Source organism: Pseudogemmobacter humi, from assembly GCF_900609055.1.
Lineage (GTDB): Bacteria > Pseudomonadota > Alphaproteobacteria > Rhodobacterales > Rhodobacteraceae > Pseudogemmobacter > Pseudogemmobacter humi.
Window position 1 is genome coordinate 1 of record NZ_UXAW01000041.1, and the last position, 21,268, is coordinate 21,268.

A 21,268-nucleotide genomic window follows, 5' to 3' on the forward strand; every position below is an offset into this window, starting at 1 on the left:
TCATCGTCGCGATCAACAAGGACGAAGAGGCCCCGATCTTCCAGGTCGCAGACTACGGCCTCGTCGGCGACCTCTTCACACTCGTCCCGGAACTCACAGCAAAGCTGTGAGGGCGAGAAGCCGGCGGATGGCCTTTCCCGGCTTTTGCGAAGAGGGATCAGCTCAGTTCCCTTGCGTTCCGCTCAGAGGTGACGGGGCTTTGGAGGTCGGGCGATGAATGTCGTCTGACGGGGTTGCAGAAGCCGTCGATCTATCTGGCGATGGCGTTTTCTGCCTGTCGGCGGGATTGCCGGGCGACCCCGACAAGCCCGGTGCCCGGATCATCCGTGGTCTTCCGAGGCGTCCTCCCGCTCGTCAGCGCCAGGCACCCCCGAAACTCCGGCGTCGGTCTGTTCCCGTTTTCACAGAACACCTTCTGATGCATCGGTGGATGCTCTCCACTGTGTCCACGCAAGTGGGGGGGGAAGTCGCCCGGCGGCTGACGATCAAACGACACGTAAGGCCGGGCCCCTCCTGTCCGGTCTGCAAAGTGTCGGCCCCGTCATGGCCGTTGCGGCTTACGATGCGATCAGCTTCCTGCTTTCATTGCCAGGACCCATCCGGGATGCGGGCTGATCAGGACCAGCCCAGGCCGCGCCCCGCATCGACCTGGAACCTCGTCACGGAGCGTCACCCTCCCGAAGGTCTCTCTCAGACGGGTCCGACGCATCGCTTTGTGGGGCGGCAATGCACGCCCCGCATTCACGGGCTTCATCCGGCTCGCATGTGCCATGATCGGATTGCGGTGAATGCAGATCCCGCCGGACGCTAGATCATCCCCAGCCGCTTCAGCGCCGGCTCCAGCCCGAGGATCTCCAGCGTGGTCTCGCCCGCCTCCAGCCGCTCTCGCATACGGCGCTCGGCCTCCTCGCGCGCCGCGGCGGCGGTGAGCACCTCGTCCAGCCGCTCTGGCCGCACCACGACAAGGCCGTCGCGGTCGCCGACAATGATATCGCCCGTGCGGATCTGCTGCCCGCCGCAGATGACGGGCGCGCCGATCCGGCCCGGCTGGGCCTTGAGCGTGCCCTTGATCGACAGCCCGCGCGCGAAGACCGGGAAGCGCATAGCGATGATCTCTTCGCTGTCGCGCACCGCGCCGTCGATGACCAGACCGGCGATGCCGCGCTTCTGCGCCCCCAGCGTCAGGATATCGCCCCAGGGACCGGCCTCGATAAAGCCCTTGGCGTCGACGACCAGAATGTCGCCGGGGCCGGCCATGGTGACGGCAAGATGGATCGCCAGATTGTCATGGGCGCGGCAGTCGACGGTGAAGGCCGTGCCCGCGAGACGCAGCCCCGCGTCGAGCGGCTTCAGCCCGGAATCGAGCGCGCCGGTCTGGCCCTGCGCCTCATGCAAAGTGGCGGCGCCGATCCTTTTCAGCTTTTCGATCTGCTCGGCATTCGGACGAAACGACATTGCGCGGATCTCTTTCAATCCTGCAATTCCAGAATTGGAATTACAGCACCGCCATCACGCAATCCGACTGAGGAAACGTCAAGAAACAATATCCGTCTCAGGAATAGAATTTCTCTAATTCTGCTTTTGAAAAGCGTAACTCCTCATCTTCCGGCACAAGGCTATGATCGCAGCGGAAGGCATCGCCGGTCCGGTCGGAAAGCCGGGCGCCTGACGGGTGCCGCAGTGGGAAAACCACAGAAAAGGGTGCCGGAATGCGTTGGAACAGGGTCTTGCAGATTGTCGATTGCCATGCCGAGGGCGAGATCGGCAAAGTCATCGTCGGAGGTTTCGGACAGGTCCGCGGCGAAACGATGTTCGACAAGCGCAATGAATTGCAGAACAATATGGACCATATCCGCAAGATGGTTCTTTTCGAGCCGCGCGGCGCTGTCTGGCATAATTCCAATATGATCCTGCCCTCGAACAATCCCGAGGCGGATATGGGTTTCGTCATTCTGGAGATTTGCGAATATCCGGCAATGTCGGGATCAAACACGATCTGCGTCGCGACCGTGCTTCTTGAGACCGGCATCCTGCCGATGAAAGAGCCGGTCACCGATCTGGTCCTCGAAGCTCCCGCCGGGCTGATCCGGGTGCGCTGCGACTGCAAGGACGGCAAGGTCACGCGGGTCACTTTCGTCAACCAGCCTGCCTTCGTCTATCACATGGACAGCATGATCGAAGTCGATGGCCTGGGGTCGTTCAGGGTCGATGTCGCCTATGGCGGCATGACCTATGTGTTCGTCGAGGCGGCGGATGCCGGCTTCGCCATCACCCCCGACGAGGCGCGCGACATGTGCGCCGTCGGCCAGAGGATCAAGGCCGCCGCTGCCGAACAGCTTGCCGTCAGCCATCCCGAGAACCCGGAGATCCCCGGCATCACCCAATTGTCCTTCACCGGCCCCCTGCGCCGCGAGGGGGGCGAGATCCGGTCCAGGAACGCCGTCGTGGTCTCGCCGGGGCGCTGCGACCGCTCGCCCTGCGGAACCGGCTCTTCGGCGCGGCTGGCGGTCATGCATGCCAGGGGGCAGATCCGGCAGGGCGAGGTCTTCGTGCATCAATCCATCATCGGAACCGAGTTTCATTGCGGCATCGAAGGGCTGGCGCGCGTCGGCCCCTATGACGCGGTGATCCCCTCGGTCGCCGGGCAGGCCTGGATCACCGGCCTCAGCCAGATGGGGATGGACCCCACCGATCCGTTCCAGGACGGCTTCACGCTGACCGATACCTGGATGAGCCGTTTCTGACCGCAATGGAGTTGACCGAATGACACAGATCACCCGATACGAAACCGGCAGGAGGATGAGCCAGTGCGTCGTGCACGGCGGCCTCGTCTATCTGGCCGGGCAGGTCGGAGCCGGCGAGACGATCACCGAGCAGACCGCCGCGACACTGGCCGAGATCGACCGCCTGCTGGCCCTGGCCGGCACCGACAAGACCCGGCTCCTGACCGCGCAGGTCTGGCTCGCCGATATCGCCGACTTCGAGGGCATGAACAGCGTCTGGGACAAATGGGTGGCCGAGGGCCATGCACCGACCCGCGCCACCGGGGAAATCCCGCTGGCGCTGCCCGAGGTCAGGGTCGAGATCATCGTCGTCGCGGCGCTTTAGCCGTTCGGTCGCGGCAACCGGGGCTTTCGCTGCGAGAGCCCCGGTTGCCGCCCCCTCAGAATGCCGTCCTGAGCCGGATGAAGGCAGAGCGCGTCGTCAGGAACTCCTGCAGCCCTTCCGGCCCGTTCTCGTGGCCCATGCCGCTGCTCTTCATGCCACCGAAGGGCAGTTGCGGCACCAGTTCGAGATAGGTGTTCACGTAGAGCATCCCGCTTTGCAGCCGCCGGGTCATCGCCATCGCCTTGTCGAGGCTGCCTGTCCAGATCCCGTTGGCAAGGCCGTAGGTCGTGTCGTTGGCGATCTGCACCGCCTCGTCCAGGGTGCGGAAGGTCATCAGCGCCGCCACGGGTCCGAAAACCTCTTCGCGAAACAGCGTCATGTCGGGGCGGACATCGGTGAAGATGGTGGGCGGCAGATAGGTTCCCTTGGCATAGTCGCCCCCGGTCAGGCGTTCGCCGCCGCACAGCAGGCGTGCGCCGTCGGCCCTGGCCCCTTCGATGAAGGACAGCACTTTCTGAAGGTGCTGCTCATGGATCAGCGGCCCGATCTCGGCCTCTTCGTCGCGCACACCGCCAAGCCGCGCGGCGGCGCAGCGGGCCAGCAGGCGCGCGGTAAAGTCCCCGGCGATGCTCTCCTCGACCAGGATCCGGCTGCCGGCGCAGCATTCCTCGCCCTTGTTGATGGTGAAGCCCTGAAACGCGCCCTCGACGGCGGCGTCGAGATCGGCATCGGCGAAGATGATGTTCGCGCCCTTGCCGCCCAGTTCCAGCGAATAGCGCTTGAGGCTCTCGCCGCATTTCGCCGCGATCCGCCGCCCGATGCGGCCCGATCCGGTGAAGGAGATCTTGTCGATCCCGGGATGCGCGGTCATCGCCTCGCCCACGACCTCGCCGGTGCCGATCACCACGTTGAACTGGCCGTCCGGCAATCCCGCCTCTCGGGCCAGCCGCGCGATCTGCACCGTGGTCCCGGCCGTCAGCTCCGAGGGTTTGGCCACGACCGCGCAGCCCGCCGCGAGCGCGAAAGGCAGTTTCTGAAGCAGACAGACCGCCGGATAGTTCCAGGGACAGATCACCCCGATCACGCCCAGCGGCTGTTGCAGGACCAGACCCATCGCCTCCGGCCCGCTCTCGCTCAGCAGCCGCCCGGACAGGCCGGAGGCAAGCGAGGCGGCGTAGCGGATCAGTTCGATGCCGAACTGCAACTCGCTCCGGCCGACGGCGAGCGGCTTGCCCGCTTCCTCGGCCTCAAGGAAGGCCAGCGCCTCCAGATTTTCCTCGATGAGCGCCGCGAGCCGCAACAGGACCTCGCCCCGCTGGCTGCCCGGCAGGGTCGTCCACGGCCCGGTGTCGAAGGCCCGCCGCGCCGCCACGACCGCCGCATCCAGATCCCCGGCCGTTCCAAGCGCCGCCGCCGCGATCACCCGTCCGTCGGCGGGCGACACCCGTTCCAGCCGCGCCCCATCCGCGGGCGCGACCGAAACGCCGTCGATCCAATGGTCATGCAGGTTCATGGGTTCACCCCTTCCAGAAAGATGCCGCACCAGTCCGCAACGGCGCCGCAATTCATGCGCCGGAACCGGGTCTTCGCCGGCCAGTCTACCGGCGCCCGCGCGGCGGCGACCAACAGCAATCGCGTCTTTCAGTTATACAACAATAGTATATTTCAGGGGGTCGATCTTGTGCGAAATGTTCACCCTGAAACCCGGATCACCGGGCATTCAGAGGGGAACGTGGTGACAAAGACGGCGCAGATCGGACCAGAGGATTTAGCGGGCAAGGTCTCCTGGACCGCCATCGCCGACGCCATCGAAGCCGGTCACCGCCTGCCCCGCGCCCGGCTGGGCGACCAGTTCCTGACCCGTGGCCCGGACACTTTGCTCAGCCGCGCCGCCTGGATCGACGGCCTCGGCTTCGGCGTCAAGTCCATGTCCCGCATCGCCGCCAACCGCGCGCTCGGGAAACCCAGTGTGCAGGGCGCGATGACCGTCTTCGACGACCTGACCGGCAGGCCGCTCGCCTTTGTCGATGGGCCGCTGGTCACCTATTGGAAGACGGCGGGCGATTCCGTGCTGGGCGCGCGCATCCTCGCCCGCCCCGACAGCCGGCGCCTCCTGATCCTCGGGGCGGGGGTGGTGGCCGAAAGCCTCGCTCATGCCTATCGCGACATCTTTCCGGCGCTTGCGGATATCGCCATCTGGAACCGCAGCCCGGCCGCGGCCGCGGAACTGGCCGCGCGCCTTGCCGGTCAGCATATCCCGGCCCGCCCTGCCCCCGATCTCGCGGCCGCGGTGGCGCAGGCCGATATCATCGCCTCGGCCACCGCGACGGTGGAGCCGGTGCTGCGCGGCGACTGGCTTCGTCCCGGCACCCATGTCGATCTGATCGGAGCCTTCACCGCCGAAATGCGCGAGGCCGACGACACGCTGCTGCAAAAGGCCCGCCTCTTCGTCGACTGCCGCGAGACGGTGCTGCACGATATCGGCGAACTGAAGATCCCGCTGGCCTCGGGTGCGATCCGCGAGAGCGACGTGCTGGGCGATCTCTACGACCTGACCGCCGGCATGCCCGGCCGCACCGGCCCACGCGACATCACCGTGTTCAAGAATGGCGGCGGCGCGCATCTGGACCTGATGACCGCACATCACCTGATCCGGGCCGCCGGCCTTCCCGTTTCCCTTTCCGATCCAGAGGACCGCAAATGACCGCCGAACACACCTCCCTCGCGCTCTGCCGCAAGGCCGAAGAGCGCCTGAAGACCGCCCCTCTGGGCCATGTCATCGACGGCAAGAGCGAACCCGTGACCGGCGCGCGGCTCGACGTGCTCAACCCGGCCACCGGCAAACCCATCGCCGCGATCGCGCGCGGCAGCGCCGCCGATGTGGACCGGGCGGTGGCGGCCGCGCGCCGTGCCTTCCCGCTCTGGCGCGCTACCCCGCCCTCGGAGCGGGCGCGGGTGATGCTGCGCATCGCCGATGCGATCGAGGCGCGGGCCGACGATCTGGCCTTTCTCGAATCGCTGCATACCGGCAAGCCTGCAATGGTGTCGCAGCCCGAGGTCCCGGTCGTCGCCGACGTGTTCCGCTGTCTCGCCGGCCAGTCGCGCGCGATGCAGGCCCCGGCCACCGACGAATACCTGCCCGGCCATCTGTCCATGATCCGGCGCGAGCCTCTGGGCGTCATCGGCGCCATCACCCCATGGAACTATCCGATGCTGACCTTCGCCTTCAAGGTCGCGGGGGCGATGGCGGCGGGCAACACGATCGTGCTCAAGCCCTCGGAGATGACGCCGCTGACCGCGCTGCTGTTCATGGAGATCGTGGCCGACATCCTGCCCCCCGGCGTGCTGAACATCGTCCTGGGCACCGGAGAAGAGGTCGGCTCGGCGATCTCGGAACATCCGGGGATCGACATGGTATCGCTGACCGGCAGTGTCGCCAGCGGCCGGCGCGTCGTCGAAGCCTCGGCCCGGACGCTGAAGCCCACCCATCTGGAACTGGGCGGCAAGGGGCCGGTCGTGGTGTTCGAGGATGCCGATCTCGACGCCGTGGCGGCGACGGTGCGGGCAGCGGGCTTCTGGAACTCGGGTCAGGAATGCGGCTCGGCCACGCGGGTGATCTGCGCCGCATCGGTGCGCGAGGCGCTGACCGCGCGGCTGATCGAGGCGGTTTCAACGATCAGGGTCGGCACATTGGAGGAAGGCGACGATATCGAGATGGGCCCGCTGATCAGCGCCCGCCATCTGGCCTCGGTCGCCGCCGCCGTGGCGCGCGCGCGCGACGAGGGCGCGACCGTCGCGCTTGGCGGCACGCCGATCAGCCGCGATGGCTTCTTCTTCCCGCCGACCATCCTCACCGATGTCGCGCGCGGAAGCTGGATCACCCGGCACGAGGTCTTCGGCCCGGTGATCTCGGTCGAGACCTTCGACGACGAAGCCGATGCGATCCGCCAGGCCAATGACGTGCCTTACGGCCTCGCCTCCTCGGTCTGGACCCGCGATATCGGCCGCGCCCTGCGCCTGACCGACGCGCTGGATTTCGGCACGGTCTGGGTGAATGCCCATCTCGTCCTGCCCACCGAGATGCCCTGGGGCGGCTTCAATGCCTCCGGCCATGGCCGGGAATTGTCGATCCTCTCGCTTGAGGATTTCTCGCGCACCAAACATGTGATGATCGCCAACGGCAAGGCCTAGCCGGGCCGCGCTTTCCAGGCAGCGGCGATGCTGATATTCCGTCTCGATGGATATCACCCAGATTCGCACGCTGATCCAGGTGGCCGAGACGGGGAGCCTGTCCAAGGCGGCGGACCGTCTCTGCATCGCACAGCCGGCACTGAGCCGGCATGTGAGGATGCTTGAGGAGGAGCTCGGCACCCGCCTGTTCGAGCGGCATGGGCGCGGCATGGTCCTGACCGAACAGGGCCAGATCGCGCTCAGGCACGCGCAGCGCATCGTCGCCGAGATCGACGAGATGCGGATCTCGGTCGCCGACGAGAGCGAAAGCCTGCGCGGCCATATCGCGATCGGGCTGACGCCGACCGTGTCGGATATCCTCGCCGTCCCGCTCTTCGACACGATCCGCGAGGCCTGTCCCTATGCGACGGTGCGGATCGTCAACAGCTATTCGCTTTACCTGATGGACTGGGCCTTGCAGGGCAAGATCGACGTGCTGGTGCTCTACGATCCGCTGGGCATACGCTCGCTCAGGGCCGAGCCGCTTGTCGAGGAGGATCTCTACGCCGTTGCCCCGCCCGAAGCCGGGCTGCAACCCGACATGCCGCTGAATGTGCGGGATCTCAGGGACGCGCCGCTCGCGCTCCCCGGACGTGACCACAGCCTGCGCATCCTCGTCGAGAACGCCGCAAAGGCCTGCCGCTCGACCCTGAACGTCGTGGTGGAGGCCGATTCCCTTTCGATCGTCCGCGATCTCGTCCGCGAGGGGCGGTGCTGGACGATCCTGCCGCTGGCGGCGGTTCAGGACGATCTTGCCGCGGGCCGGGTCTCGGTCGCGCCGCTGGCCAGCCCCGTCATCAAGCGCAAGCTGGAGCTCTGCTTCCCCTCGGACCGGCCGGTCTCGCAACTGGCGGATTTCGCCGGACGCAGCATCGCGTCGATCTCCCGCAAGCTGGTCAGGGAAGGACGCTGGCCCGGCAGGATCGTCACCTGAAGCGGAGGGTTTCCCCTCTGGGCCAACAAGCCGGACCCGAGGCGCACGGCCTCCTGCCGCGCCATGATCCCCTCACGCAAGGCGCGGGTGGGCAAGATGCAGAAGACCCTGCTGCGCGAAAGCGGCCGCACGCTCTGACCTGCCTCCGGCTGCCGGAATCTCCCCCGGGCGGCAGGTGCAGCCCCCGGGGGTGATGTCGGCCCGGCCATTGCCTGCCATGACCGTCCTGCGGGCCTGCGGTTTTCCTCACCGGAGCACGGAACCAGAGTCCCCGGCAGACGCCAATGATACGCGCACCGTTTTTCGATCCGCGGATCCGGGGCCGGCCGCGCACAGGCTTTAACCGCCCGCCGGAAAGCCCGGCGGGCGGGCGGTGTCAGAACAGCGCCGCGGTTTTCACCAGGGTGAACCAGGCGCCCCAGAGCGCCGGAACCCCCACGGCGACCCAGGCCAGCAGCGCCGGCAGGTCGAAGCGTCCGCGGTCGATGCCGAACGAGCCGTGCTCGATCCGGGCCTCGGCCCCCGCCGAGCGGGCCTGAAGCGCCGCGACCTCCTCGGGCTTCATGAACCATTTGTCGTCCAGCGGCCGGATCAGCGCATTGGCGATCAGGCCGATGAACAGCATGCCGCACAGCACATAGATCGTCGCGCTGTAGGCATCGGCCCCTTCCAGCCCGCGGTTCACCTGATACTGGCGGATGTAGTTCACCACCACCGGGCCCAGGATGCCCGCCGTGGCCCAGGCGGTCAGCAGCCGGCCATGGATCGCGCCGACGAACTGGGTGCCGAAGATGTCGGCCAGATAGGCGGGCACCGTCGAGAACCCGCCGCCATACATCGACAGGATGATGCAGAAGACCGCGACGAACAGCAGCTGGTTGCCCATATGGGCGAAGGTCGGCGCCGAGGCGTAAAGCAGGATGCCCAGCAGGAAGAACACGTAATAGGTGTTCTTGCGCCCCAGCCGGTCCGAGATCGAGGCCCAGAAGAACCGCCCCACGATGTTGAACAGCGACAAGAGCGAGGTGAACCCCGCCGCGATCCCGGCGATCTGAAGCTGCTGTTCGGCGCTCAGCTGCGAGAAGCTCAGCTCCGGCAGACCGATCAGCCGGCCGGCGAAGATCTCCTGCAACAAAGGCGAGGCGGCGCCGAGAATGCCGATCCCGGCCGAGACGTTCATGCACAACACGATCCAGATCAGCCAGAACTGCTTCGTCTTATGGGCATCGCGCAGATGGATGTGATGCTCGGTGATCATCGCTTTCCTCTTCGCGGCCGGGGGCGTCCAGCCCTCGGGGCGCCAGCCGGCGGGCGGGATGCGATAGCCGAAGGCGCCGCCCATCATGAAGACCAGATAGATCGCCGCCATGGCGAGGAAAGCCTGCCAGACGCCGGGCGAGGCATCGGTGCGGAAATATTCCATCAGCTTCTGCGCCAGCGGCGAGCCGACCATGGCGCCGCCGCCGAAGCCCATGATCGCCATGCCGGTCGCCATGCCGCGCCGGTCGGGGAACCATTTGATCAGCGTCGAGACCGGCGAGATATAACCGAGACCCAGACCGATGCCGCCGATCACCCCGGCGCCCAGCCACATCAGCCAGAGCTGATGGGTGATGACGCCCAGCGAGGCGATGGCGATGCCGCCGCACCAGCAGCAGGCCGAGACGAAACCGGCCTTGCGCGGGCCGACCCGTTCCAGCCAGCCGCCCCAGATCGCCGCCGAACAGCCCAGAAGCACGAAGAACAGCGTGTAGATCCAGCCCAGATCGGCCATGCGCCAGTTGCAGTCGGTGGTGAACAGCGCGGTGAACAGGCTCATGGTCTTGCAGGCCTCGCTCGCCTCGCCCGGCAGCGCGGCGGACAGCGGCAGCCAGAAGACGGAAAAGCCGTAGGCCATGCCGATGCACAGATGGATCGCCAGGGCGGCGGGCGGCACCAGCCAGCGGTTGAAGCCCGGCTTCGCGATGATCCTTTCGCGGTCAAGTATCCCCGGGCCGCGGCCTGGATAGCCTTCGGATATTACGGTCATTTCTCCCTCCCTTGCCCTCTGCGGGGCGCTTGACGAAGGGGCTCTCGCGGTGGCTTTCCGGCCGCAATGCGGCCGCCTCCGTCGTCACCGGAGAAACTCCCTCACAAGGGAAACAAGCATGAATCGTGCCAGGCTGGACGATAAGGATTATCAATGACTTGACGGAATTTTCCGCGCAATCTGAGGACAGAATGTCCGTAGCGGCCGGACAGAATGTCCGTCAGAGCGCGGCCGGCAGCCAGAGCGTGAAGGTCGTGCCCCGGCCCGGGCTGCCTGCGGCATCGATGCGGCCGCCCTGGCGCTCGACCAGGGTGCGGCAGATCGACAGCCCGAGGCCGGTGCCGCCGCTGCCCGCGCGGGTGGTGAAGAACGGCTCGAAGATGCGCGACAGGGTGGCCGCGTCCATGCCCACGCCCTGATCCGCGACCGCGATCCGCACGCCCGGGGTGCCGCCCTCGTCGGCGTCGCTCAGGGTCACGACGATCTCGCCGCCGGCGGGCATGGCATGGATCGCGTTGACGATCAGATTGACCAGCACCTGCTGCAATTCGGTGCGGTTCATCAGCACCTGCCGCCCGACCTGGCCGTCCTGCCGCAGCGTGACGCCGCTGCGCGACAACAGATGGCGCACCAGCGGCAGGCAGTCGGCCACCGCATCGCGCGGATCGGTGCGCGCCGCCCAGCCGGCATATTCCTCGGGCCGGGCGAATTGCAGCAGCCGGTTGACGATCTGGCTGATGCGCTGGATCTGTTCGTCCATCAGCCGGAACTCGGTCGCGGCCCCGGCGGCATGAGGCCCGATGATCTCGCGCAGCAGATCCAGATTGCCCTGGAGGACCGCCACCGGATTGTTGATCTCATGCGCCGCGGCGGCGGTGATCTCGCCGATGGTGGCCAGCTTTTCCGAGACGATCAGCTTGCGCGTGGTGTCCTCGACCCGGGCGCTCAGCTCGTCGTTCCAGCGGCGCAGCTCGGCGTCGCGTTCCTGGAGCAGGTCGAGCAGATGGTCGAGATGCCCGGCCACCCGCCCCACCTCATCGCTGCGCTCGCCCACCCCGCTGCGCGCGCCGAGATCGCCGCCCTCGACCCGGGCGATGGTGTCGGACATCTGCTCCAGCGGGCGGAACACGCCGCCCGCCCAACGCAGGAAGACCGGGATCGAGATCGCGGTGACGGCCAGAAAGCCAAGCCCCACCAGCCAGAGCGTCGTGCGCCGCGCGTCGGTGAAGGGCGCTTCGAGAAAGCCGACATAAAGCATCCCCACCCGCGCCCCGGCGCTGTCGAGGATCGGCTCATAGGCCGAGACATACCAGTCGTTGACCACGAAGGCGCTGTCGAGCCAGGTCTCGCCCCGCCCGAGCACCCTTTCGCGCACGCTGGCCGAGACCCGGGTGCCAAGCGCGCGGCTGCCCTCGAACAGCCGGACATTGGTCGAGATCCGCACATCGTCGAGAAACAGCGTCGCGGTGCCCTGGCTGCCCTCGGGCAGGCTGCCGGCGCGGTAGACCAGATCGTTGATCGTGTCGATGAAGACGAGGTTCTGGTTCAGAAGCAGCCCGCCGACCAGGGCGCCCCGCCGCCCGTCGGGCAAAGGCGCGGGCACGGCGGTCAGGACGACGAGGCCGCGGTCCTCTTCCAGCCGCCCGGTCGGCACGGCGTTCGGCGTCGGCACCAACGGCAGCCGCGCGCGGGCGGCAAGCGCGGGATCCAGCGCGGCCAGGTCGTCATTGGCGAAGATCTCGATCCCGGTTCCGGCCCGGCCTTCCAGCGCGCCGGCGATCAGCGGCCCGGGCGGCGCGGCCTCGGCCCCGGGCGGGCTGGCCGCCAGCGGGCGCCCCGCCGGATCGGCGAGATAGAGGAAATCGAGCCCCATCTGCCGGCGCTGTTCGTCGAGCAGCGCAGCCGGTTCCGCCGCCGCGGCATAGGCGACCGAGCGGCTGAGCGCATCCACCCGCTCGCCCGCGGTCTCCAGCAGGCGGGCCAGATATTGCCGCGCCACGGTCAGGTCGCTGTTGACCTTGGTGATCAGCAGGTCGTCGAACTTGGCCTGCCAGCGCAGCATCGTGCCGCCCAGCAGAAGGGGCAGGATCACCAGCGTCGGCAAAAGCGCGATGGCCAGCAGCCGGTGGCGCACCGAACGCGGGCGCGGAGGGGGCGGGGCCGGATCAGCCATTCCAGTCGGCAAGCCGCCGGTCGATGGTCTTGCGCGAGATGCCCAGCCGGGCCGCCGCCGCCTCGCGGTCGCCGTCGCAGGCGGCCAGCGCGGCGAGGATGGCGCGGCGCTCGACATCGGCCAGCGTTTCGGGCGCGGCGGCGGACGGCGCGGCGGCGGCGGACGGGGCGCCCTCGGTCGCGAACCGGCCGAGGATCAGCGCCCGCTCGATGATGTTGCGCAATTCGCGCACATTGCCCGGCCAGGAATAGGCGGCAAAGCCCGCGCGCACCTCGGGCGTGACCGGCACCGGCGGCATCCCGAGCTGCTGCGACAGTTTCGTCATGAACAGCGTCGCCAGATCCTGCACATCGTCACCCCGCGCCGACAGGGGCGGCATATGGATCGACAACACATTGATCCGATAGAGAAGATCCGCGCGGAACCGCCCTTCGGCCACCGCCTTCTCCAGATCGGCATTGGTGGCGAACACCAGACGCACATCCACCGGCACCTCGCGTTCCGAGCCGAGCGGACGGATGCGCCGGTCCTCCAGCACCCGCAGCAGCTTGGCCTGCACCGCCAGCGGCAGCTCGCCGATCTCGTCGAGAAACAGCGTGCCGCCGCGGGAATGCTGGAACAGCCCCTCGCGGCTCTGATGCGCGCCGGTGAAGGCGCCCTTCATATGGCCGAAAAGCTCGGTCTCCATCATATCGGCCGGTATCGCCGCGCAGTTCACCGGCACGAAGGGCTTTTCCGCCCGCGGCGAAAGCGCGTGGATCATCCGCGCGGCGATTTCCTTGCCGGTGCCCGACTGGCCGGTCAGCAGCACCGAAGAGGGCAAGGGCGCCACCCGCCCGATCATGTCGCGCACCGCCCGGATCGCGGCAGATTCTCCGATCAGCCGGTCGCGCAGGAAGATATGGTCGGAGTTCGCGCGCAACTCATGGCGCAGGACATGGTTCTCCCGCTCCAGCCGGATGCGGTCGAGGCAGCGCGCCAGCGCGTTCAGGATCTGGTTCGAGCGGAACGGCTTCAGCAGGAAATCCGAGGCCCCGGCCTGAAGCGCCTGGATCACGGTTTCCAGATCGGCATAGGCGGTGATCAGGATCGCCGGCGGAAAGAAGCCCGAAGCCCGCTGCGCCGCCAGCCAGTCCACCCCGCGCCGGCCGTTCATCACATTGTCGAGGATCACCACATCGAAATGCCCCGCCGCCAGCAACTCCGCCGCCTGATCGGTGTCGGCGGCGATCTCCACCGTCTTGCAGCGGCTGGCCAGCGTGCGTTGCAGAAAGTGGCGCATCCCCGGCTCGTCGTCGATCACCAGGACCGCGGCCTGCGCCAGCGCTTCGCTGAAATCCGCGCTGCGTTCGGCGGCCTGCGTCTGGCGTGTCATCTCTGTTCCCCCGGGCAGCCGGACCGGCCAGCCTTCCGGCCCCGAATCTTGCATCCCCGCACTGGCGCGGCAAGCCCTCTGTCGCGACCGCCACCCGGTCCCGCCCTTTGCCATGCGAAGACCCGGGCGCTGATTGCCGATACCCATGCTCCCTTCGTGACCATGAAACCCCCGCTCTTGCCAGAGCCTTCGCTGAACATCGCGGGGACGGGCAAGCCAGATGGAATCCGATACGCATCCGAAGTCACCCTCCGCACCAGATTGGAAAACGCCGCCGCGGGTCCTCATGAAGGGGCGATCGGATGGCATATGAAACCCGGCCCAGGATCAGGAAACGCGAAAGCGATCCTCATGCTACGCGGTCAGATGTCGGGCAAGAAAGAGGCCGACCGCCCCGGCTGATCGGCCCTACCCGCCGCTCTTTTCCGGCTTCATCGTCATCCCCAGGGCCATCCCTGCCGCGCACATCGCCACGCCGATGCCGAGGGCCGGGATGTAGGAACCGGCCGCCGCGAACAGCCGGCCGGAAAGCGGGGGCGCCACCAGCCCCGCGGCGCCGAAAGCGAGCATCAGCCGTCCGTAGATCCCGCCTGTCCTCTCGGTGCCGAATTCCCCGCCGATCAGCACCGGCATCAGCGAGGCCGAGCCCCCGAACACCATCCCCACCGCCAGCGCCCCGGCCAGCGCCAGCGGCGGGGCCGGCAACAGGAGCGTCACGAGGCCCGCCCCCGCAAGCAAATTCGACAGGATCAGCATGGTCCGGCCCGAAGACAGCTCGACCAGCCGCCCGCCCGCCAGCGAGCCGAGGATATAGCCGAAGGTAAACACCCCGGGGGCCAGCCCGGCCAGCCTTGCGGTGCCGCCCTGCGCCAGAACGATGCCGGTCAGATGCGCCACCACCATCAGCCCGGTGTAGCAGATGAAGAAGAAGATCAGCGCAAGCCGCAGGAATTTCGGATCGGTGACATCCCGGAGGAGCGGCAGCGCCCGCACCTCCTCTGCCACCGCCACCGGCCGCGAGACCGGCAGCAGCGCCGTCACCACAAGGCCGGTCAGCACGATGGCGATGCCGATGATCAGAAACACGTAAGCGGGATCGCCATCGCGGATCGGCCCGGCGAAGAGGCCCGACAGGGCGACCCCGCTGACGGCGAAAGCCGCCATCGCCAGCCCGAGGCCGAGGCTGCGGACCGCATCGGGCAGCCGGGTGACCAGCGCGAGCGCCAGCCCGTAGCCGAGGCCCGCCCCCAGCCCGAACAGCAGCCCGTAGCCGATGAAAAGCGTGACCAGACTGCCGCCGGCCGCAAAGACCAGATGCCCGCCACCGGCCAGGCCGAAGGCGAGCAGCGAAAAGGCTCTGAAGCCCAGCATCCGCAGCAGCCGGTCATGCAGCACCATGCCGAGGGTGAAGGCCACCAGCGCGCAGGCCGGGATCAGGCTGAGGCCGGAACGCGATGTGCCGAGCGCCGCCTCCAGCGGCAGCAGAAACAGGCTCCAGACATACAGAACACCCATCGCCGCATTGCTCAGACAGGCCAGGAAAACCAGGCGCAGCGTCATGAAGAAACCCTCCTCAAAGCCCCGGGGCCCCGATGGTCCTGCGATCCGATACGGGCCTGCCCGCTCAGCCCGGCATCGGGCCTGCCGCTTCGGACAGGGCTTCGCGCAGGGCGACCGGGATCGGACAGCTCCGGCGGCTTTGCGGATCCATGAAGACCTCGACCACCTCGCAGAGGGCCAGCACATCGCCGCCCGCATCGCGCATGGTTAAGGTCAGCCCCACGGATTTGGTGCCGACCTTGCTCACCTGCGCGGCGATACGAACCACCGAGCCCACTTGGGTCTCCTGGCGGAAGCTCGTCTTCACCTCCAGCGTGACCGGCATCGGGCTGTCCGGCCCGGGCCGGAAGCCGAGGCCGCTCCAGAACACGAAAGTCGCATCGTCGAAGGCCGCGGCATAATGGCGGACGTTCAGATGGCCGAAATGATCGCAGAGCCAGGTATGGGCGACGAAGGAGGTGATCTCCCGTTCGCCGCTCATGCCCGCGCCCCGAGGCCGAGGATTTCGCGCGCCTCGTCCGGGGTGGCCACCTCGCAGCCGAGGTCGCGGATGATCCGTGCCGCGCGTTCCACCAGTTGGGCGTTGGTGGCGAAGACCCCGCGCTCCAGATAGATGTTGTCCTCCAGCCCCACCCGGCAATGACCGCCGAGGATGGTGGAGAGCGCCACGATCTCCATCTGCCAGCGCGAGATGCCGAAGGCGCTCCAGATCGCGCCCTCGGGCAGCAGGCCCTTCATGTAGAGCAGGCTCTGCGCATCCGCCGGGGCCGACCATTTCACGCCGAGGCAGATCTGGAACAGGGCCGGCGCGTCGATATGGCCGTTCTCGATCAGGCGCCGTGCCAGCAGGATGTCGCCGGGGTTGAACGCCTCGATCTCGGGTTTCGCGCCCGCCTTGCGGATCAGTTCCGCCATGTCGCGCAGCTTGCCCGGCGTGTTCATGAAAACGCAGTCGGGCGCGCCCGCGATGCCGCCTTCGAGGTTCATCGTCGTGGTGTCGAGCGTGCAGATCTCGGGCCGCATCTCGGCGACATGACGCACGCGGTCTTCGGCCGTGGCCACGTCGGTCGTGGGATGCGCCACCGCCTCGTCCGCCGGGTCGGGCACGAAGGTCGCGCCCATGCCGGTGGTCAGGTTGATCACCACATCCGGGTTTTCCGCCCGGATGCGCTCGACGATCTCGCGGAAGACCTGCGGCGAGCGGTCGCCCTCGCCCGTCGCGGGGTTGCGGCCGTGGATATGCACGACCGAAGCGCCGGCGGCGGCGGCCTCCAGGCTGGATTTCGCGATCTGTTCGGGCGTCACCGGGTAATCGGGATAGCGCGGATGGATCGGGCCGTCGCCGGTCACGGCGCAGGTCAGCACGACTTTGCGTTTCATGGATTTCTCCTGTCTGTATCCTGAAATATCAGCCCGCCACCGGGGCCGTGGCCGGGCTCTGCCGCGTCTCGGCCAGGGCTTTCAGCACCGCCACCAGCTGGCGGTCGCGCTGCTGGCGCAGGGTGGCATAGTCGCGGCCGGCGATCTCTTCGGACAGGCCCGCGACCAGAGTGGCGATGGTCTCGGGCGTCAGCTGCGGCTTGCCCAGATCCTCCCACCATTCGGTGTAGCTCTGGGTGAACTGCTCGCAATAGGCGCCAAGCCCCCCGGCCCCGCCGCCCAGATGCAACAGCATATGCGGCCCCATGATCGCCCAGCGCAGCCCCGGCCCGGCCCAGACCGCGGCATTCACATCCTCGACCGAGGCGACATCGGCCTCGACCAGATGGATCGCCTCGCGCCAGATCGCGGCCTGAAGGCGGTTGGCGACATGGCCCATCACCTCGCGTTTCAGGGTGATCGCCACCTTGCCGCAGCTTTCATAAAGCCCCCGGGCGGCGGGCAGCACATCGGGATCGGTCCGGTCGTTGGCGTAAAGCTCGACCAGCGGCACCAGATGCGGCGGGTTGAACGGATGGCCGATGATGATGCGCGCCGGATTCTGCCAGCCGGTTTGCAGATCCGACAGTTTCAGCCCCGAGGAACTGGTCGCGACGATGGCCTGCGGCTTCAGGAGCGGCTCCATCTCGCTATAAAGCGCACGTTTCAGATCCAGCCGCTCGGGGATGCATTCAAAGACGAAATCCGCCTCGCGCAGCGCCTCGTCCAGCGAGGAGGCGATGCGGAAATCGGGCTCCTGTTCCGGCTGCGCCAGCCCCAGTTCCACCAGGGCGGGCTTCACCCCGTTCCAGAACTCCAGAAAGGCAGCGCCGGCCTCGGGGCGGGTGTCGTAGATCGCCACCCTGCGCCCGGCCCCGGCCATCAGCGCGGCCCAGCTGCACCCGATCAGCCCGGTTCCGATGATCGCGATATTGGGCAGAGCGATATCTTTTCTCAGTTCATCCCGCGCCATAGTTCATTCCTGTGATATCTGATCAGACCTGAAGGCTTATAAAGCCGGATCTCTGTTGAAGTGGTCATGCGCCCTTGCCCGGCGCGCCCTAAAGTCCCAGATAGGCCCGCCGCACCCCTTCGTTCGCCTTCAGCGCCTTCGCATTGCCGGAAAGGGTGATCCGCCCCAGTTCGATGACCCAGGCGTCCTCGGCCACGTCGAGCGCGAGATTGGCGTTCTGCTCGACCAGCAGCACGCCGCATTTGTCCTCGCGCGCGATGGTGGCGATGGTGTCGATCACGTCGCGCACGATCAGGGGCGCAAGGCCGATCGAGGGCTCGTCGAACAGACAGAACTTCGGGCGCGACATGATCCCGCGGCCGATGGCGATCATCTGCTGCTGGCCGCCGCTGAAATTGCGCGCGATCCGGTGGCGGTGATCCTTCAGCGCCGGGAAATAGTGGAACACCTTGTCAAGATCGTCGCGGATTCCGGCGGCGTCGCGGCGCAGGCTGGCGCCGGTCAGCAGGTTGTCGAGCACCGACATATAGGGAAACAGCCCCCGCCCCTCGGGCACATGGCACAGGCCCATGCGCACGATGGCCTCGGGCGCCATGCCGGTGATCGGGGTGCCGTCGAACAGGATCTCTCCCTGACGGGGGCGCACGAGGCCCGAGATTGCCTTGAGCAGGCTGGATTTCCCCGCGCCGTTCGCGCCGACGATGGTGGTGATCACCCCGCTGCGGGCGGTCAGCGACACATCCTCCAGCGCGATGACGCCGCCGTAATCCACGGTCAGACCGGATATGCTCAGCATCAGGCGGCCTCCGTCCCGAGATAGGCTTTGATCGTCGCCGGATCGCGGCTGATCTCGGCGGGGGTGCCCTCGGCCAGCAGCGTGCCATAGCTCAGGACGGTGATGCGGTCGCAGGCCTGCATGATCGCCTTCATGTCATGTTCGATCAGCAGAAGCGTCAGCCCCTCTTCGCGGATGCCGCGCAGGATCTCCATCAGCTGCACCTTCTCGGCCGGGTTCAGCCCCGCGAGCGGCTCGTCCAGCATCAGAAGCCGGGGCGCGGTGGCCAATGCGATGGCGACGCCGAGGATCTTCTGCGTGCCGCCCGGCAGATCGGCGGCGACGGTATCGGCAAGGCCGGCCATCCCGAACCGCTCCAGGATCGCTTCCGCGATGCGGCCGTGTTCGGCCTCTTCGTCGCGGGCCGGGCGCAGATGCAGCATCCGCGCCAGCGCCCCGGTGCGCACCCGGTTGCGGGCGGCCATCACCAGATTCTCGCGCAGGGTCAGATTGGCGAAATTGCTGGTGTTCTGAAACGTCCGCGCGATCCCGAGGCGCGAGATGGCATGGGGCGGCAGGCCGGTGATGTCACCGCCCTCCCAGAACACCCTGCCGCCGTTCGGGGCCAGAAACCCGGTCGCCAGGTTGAAGAAAGTGGTCTTGCCCGAGCCGTTGGGCCCGATCAGCCCGTGGATCGTCGCCTCGGCGACCTCGAACGAGACCGCATCCAGCGCCGTGAGCCGGCCGAACCGCCGCGTCAGTTCATGCACGCGAAGCATCGTTGCCCCCCTGATAAGTTGCCGGCGCCGGTTTGCCAGCGGTGAGGCGCCGCAGGATCCGGCGCCCAAGCCCCTCCAGCCCCGAGGGGATGAACAGGACCGTGAAGATGATGATCAGCCCCCAGAACAGCGGAACCAGCTGATTGGCGCCGGTCAGGGCTTCCTCGATCACGGTCAGGACGACCAGCCCGATCACCGGCCCCCAGAAGGTGCGGGTGCCGCCGATGATCACCGCGGCGATGATCTTGAACATGAACTGCGCGGTGAAATCGGTCGGCGCCACGAAACCGTTGTAAGCGGCGAACAAAGACCCGGCGCAGCCCGCGAAGAAAGACCCCACGCAGAAGGCCAGCATCTTCAGCGCAAGCCCGTTGATGCCCACCGCCGCCGAAAGGTTCTCGTTCTCCGACATCGCTTTGATCGTGCGCCCGGTCCGGCTGCGGTCGAAGACCCAGAGCAGCGCGCCGCTGACGATGCAGACCGCAAGGGCGAGGAAATAGTAATTGACCGGATCGTAGAAGCTCAGCCCGAACAGATCCTCGGGCGGCGAGAGGAAGGGGATCCCCTCGATGCCGCCGAAGGTGCCGCGGAACTGGATGAAGCATTGCCGGATCGCCTCTCCGGCGGCGAAAGTGCTGAGGAAGAAGTAGAACTGCCGCGTCCCCATGACGGGAAAGGCGATCAGCAGCGCCACGCCCATGGCCACGATCCCCGAAAGCGGCAGGATCGCCCAGAACGACAGCCCGAGCCGGGTCTGCAACAGCGCCGTGGTATAGCCGCCGATCGCCAGCATGGTGATATGGGCGAAGGACCAGCCGCCCATGGTGGTGATGGTGCGGTAGCTGATCACGAGGATCAGGTTGATCAGGAACAGGATGCCGATGCCGGTATAATATTGCGAGGCCATCAGCGGCAGCGCCACCAGCGCCGCAACGAAGCCGGTCACCAGCGCCAGCCGCAGCCCGACGCAGACGCGGCCGTCCATGAACTGGTCGCGCTGGACCTGGCCCTGATCCAGCGGCGGGGCCTCGCGTCCCAGCAGGCCGCGCGGGAAGAAGGTCAGAACGCCCAGCATGATCACCGTGTCGATGATGATCACATACTGGCCGTAGCCGATGGTGGTCACGATGCTGTCGATCAGGCCGAACAGCATGGCCGCGACGATGGCGCCCGGGATGCTGCCCAGACCGCCGACGATGACGACGATGAAGGCCTTCCAGATCGCCTCAAGGCCCATATAGGGGCTGACGTTGATCACGCTGGCCATCAGCACGCCGGAAAGCCCCGCCATCGCCACGCCGATCGCCATGGTCATCATCCGCACCCGGCGCAGGTTTATGCCCTGCAAAAGCGCCGCGTTGCGATCCTGCGAGGCCGCCCGCACCGCCCGCCCGGCGCGGGTGCGCGCCAGGAAATACCAAAGCGCCGCCATCATCACGACGCCGCAGAGGATCACCACCAGGCGCTGCCAGGTCAGCGTGCCCCCGAGGATCTGGATCTGGCCCGGGATCATCACCGGCAGGCTTTTCGACACCACGCCGAAAGCCATGACCACCAGCGCCTGAAGCACGTAAGACAGGCCCAGCGAGGCGATGAAACCGCCGAAAGCATCGCGCGAGGTCGGCTCGAAGATCGCCTTTTCGACCACGATCCCCATCACCGCGACGACCAGCGGCCCGATCACCAATGCGCCGGCGAACACCAGCCAGAGCGGCACCCCGGGCATGAGGGCAAGCAGCAGCCACAGCGCATAGCCGCCCATCATGAAGAACTCGCCATGGGCGAAGTTCACCACCTTCATCACGCCGAACACCAGCGCGAGCCCGACGGCGAACAGCCCGTAGAACGCGCTCAGCGACAGGAAATTGATCAGTATCTGCATGACGTTGATGTCGGGCATGTTCACCTCGCGC

The 21,268-nt window shown here is 67.2% G+C and carries 17 protein-coding genes and 1 pseudogene; 6 read left to right on the top strand and 12 right to left on the bottom strand.

Annotated elements, in window-relative coordinates; all coding sequences use genetic code 11:
- Window positions 1-110 (top strand): annotated as a pseudogene (locus tag XINFAN_RS03835) (electron transfer flavoprotein subunit alpha/FixB family protein); the annotation flags it as partial.
- Window positions 111-807: 697 nt separating this feature from the next.
- On the opposite strand, the gene XINFAN_RS03840 reads toward XINFAN_RS03835, so the two are convergent.
- Complete coding sequence (locus tag XINFAN_RS03840; RefSeq protein WP_124085172.1) at window positions 808-1,455, bottom strand: 4-carboxy-4-hydroxy-2-oxoadipate aldolase/oxaloacetate decarboxylase; 648 nt, start codon at window positions 1,453-1,455, stop codon at window positions 808-810.
- A gap of 254 nt (window positions 1,456-1,709) precedes the next feature.
- Between XINFAN_RS03840 and XINFAN_RS03845 the strand changes: the two genes are divergently transcribed.
- Window positions 1,710-2,744: a proline racemase family protein gene (locus XINFAN_RS03845; protein ID WP_124085173.1), complete on the top strand. Its 1,035-nt coding sequence runs from the start codon at window positions 1,710-1,712 to the stop codon at window positions 2,742-2,744.
- Between the two features lie 19 nt (window positions 2,745-2,763).
- A complete protein-coding gene (locus tag XINFAN_RS03850; RefSeq protein ID WP_124085174.1) occupies window positions 2,764-3,108 on the top strand; it encodes a RidA family protein in 345 nt (114 codons plus the stop codon).
- A 55-nt stretch (window positions 3,109-3,163) separates the two neighbouring features.
- On the opposite strand, the gene XINFAN_RS03855 is transcribed toward XINFAN_RS03850, so the two are convergent.
- On the bottom strand, window positions 3,164-4,621 hold the full coding sequence (locus tag XINFAN_RS03855) for an aldehyde dehydrogenase family protein (RefSeq protein WP_124085175.1): 1,458 nt from the start codon (window positions 4,619-4,621) through the stop codon (window positions 3,164-3,166).
- A 222-nt stretch (window positions 4,622-4,843) separates the two neighbouring features.
- Here XINFAN_RS03855 and XINFAN_RS03860 point away from each other — a divergent pair, with 222 nt between their 5' ends.
- From XINFAN_RS03860 to XINFAN_RS03870, 3 genes are read left to right on the top strand one after another with little or no spacing between them, the layout of a single operon-like run.
- The gene (locus XINFAN_RS03860) at window positions 4,844-5,812 is read left to right on the top strand and encodes an ornithine cyclodeaminase family protein (protein WP_233352116.1); all 969 of its coding nucleotides are present in this window, start codon (window positions 4,844-4,846) and stop codon (window positions 5,810-5,812) included.
- Window positions 5,809-7,299: an aminobutyraldehyde dehydrogenase gene (locus XINFAN_RS03865; RefSeq protein ID WP_124085177.1), complete on the top strand. Its 1,491-nt coding sequence runs from the start codon at window positions 5,809-5,811 to the stop codon at window positions 7,297-7,299. The genes XINFAN_RS03860 and XINFAN_RS03865 overlap by 4 nt, the downstream gene beginning before the upstream one ends.
- A gap of 46 nt (window positions 7,300-7,345) precedes the next feature.
- Window positions 7,346-8,272 (top strand): LysR family transcriptional regulator, encoded by a 927-nt coding sequence (locus tag XINFAN_RS03870; protein ID WP_124085178.1) that lies wholly within the window; start codon window positions 7,346-7,348, stop codon window positions 8,270-8,272.
- A gap of 376 nt (window positions 8,273-8,648) precedes the next feature.
- Here the strand turns inward: XINFAN_RS03870 and XINFAN_RS03875 are convergent, their stop codons facing one another.
- The 10 genes from XINFAN_RS03875 to XINFAN_RS03920 form a co-directional block, all read right to left on the bottom strand.
- Window positions 8,649-10,301 (bottom strand): OFA family MFS transporter, encoded by a 1,653-nt coding sequence (locus XINFAN_RS03875; protein WP_124085179.1) that lies wholly within the window; start codon window positions 10,299-10,301, stop codon window positions 8,649-8,651.
- Window positions 10,302-10,521: 220 nt separating this feature from the next.
- Window positions 10,522-12,474, bottom strand: a complete 1,953-nt coding sequence (locus XINFAN_RS03880; RefSeq protein WP_124085180.1) for a sensor histidine kinase — start codon at window positions 12,472-12,474, stop codon at window positions 10,522-10,524.
- Window positions 12,467-13,849, bottom strand: a complete 1,383-nt coding sequence (locus tag XINFAN_RS03885; RefSeq protein WP_124085181.1) for a sigma-54-dependent transcriptional regulator — start codon at window positions 13,847-13,849, stop codon at window positions 12,467-12,469. The genes XINFAN_RS03880 and XINFAN_RS03885 overlap by 8 nt, the downstream gene beginning before the upstream one ends.
- A gap of 408 nt (window positions 13,850-14,257) precedes the next feature.
- On the bottom strand, window positions 14,258-15,409 hold the full coding sequence (locus tag XINFAN_RS03890) for an MFS transporter (protein ID WP_124085182.1): 1,152 nt from the start codon (window positions 15,407-15,409) through the stop codon (window positions 14,258-14,260).
- A gap of 64 nt (window positions 15,410-15,473) precedes the next feature.
- Window positions 15,474-15,890, bottom strand: coding sequence for an acyl-CoA thioesterase (locus XINFAN_RS03895; protein WP_124085183.1), 417 nt, complete (start codon window positions 15,888-15,890; stop codon window positions 15,474-15,476).
- Window positions 15,887-16,789 (bottom strand): beta-keto acid cleavage family enzyme, encoded by a 903-nt coding sequence (locus XINFAN_RS03900; protein WP_124085184.1) that lies wholly within the window; start codon window positions 16,787-16,789, stop codon window positions 15,887-15,889. Before XINFAN_RS03900 ends, XINFAN_RS03895 begins: the two co-directional genes overlap by 4 nt.
- A 28-nt stretch (window positions 16,790-16,817) precedes the next feature.
- Complete coding sequence (locus XINFAN_RS03905) at window positions 16,818-17,801, bottom strand: 3-hydroxyacyl-CoA dehydrogenase NAD-binding domain-containing protein (RefSeq protein WP_124085185.1); 984 nt, start codon at window positions 17,799-17,801, stop codon at window positions 16,818-16,820.
- An 88-nt stretch (window positions 17,802-17,889) separates the two neighbouring features.
- Window positions 17,890-18,597 (bottom strand): ABC transporter ATP-binding protein, encoded by a 708-nt coding sequence (locus XINFAN_RS03910; RefSeq protein ID WP_124085186.1) that lies wholly within the window; start codon window positions 18,595-18,597, stop codon window positions 17,890-17,892.
- The gene (locus XINFAN_RS03915; RefSeq protein ID WP_124085187.1) at window positions 18,597-19,355 is read right to left on the bottom strand and encodes an ABC transporter ATP-binding protein; all 759 of its coding nucleotides are present in this window, start codon (window positions 19,353-19,355) and stop codon (window positions 18,597-18,599) included. The genes XINFAN_RS03910 and XINFAN_RS03915 overlap by 1 nt, the downstream gene beginning before the upstream one ends.
- Complete coding sequence (locus XINFAN_RS03920; protein WP_124085188.1) at window positions 19,339-21,255, bottom strand: ABC transporter permease; 1,917 nt, start codon at window positions 21,253-21,255, stop codon at window positions 19,339-19,341. The genes XINFAN_RS03915 and XINFAN_RS03920 overlap by 17 nt, the downstream gene beginning before the upstream one ends.
- Between the last annotated feature and the right edge of the window lie 13 nt (window positions 21,256-21,268).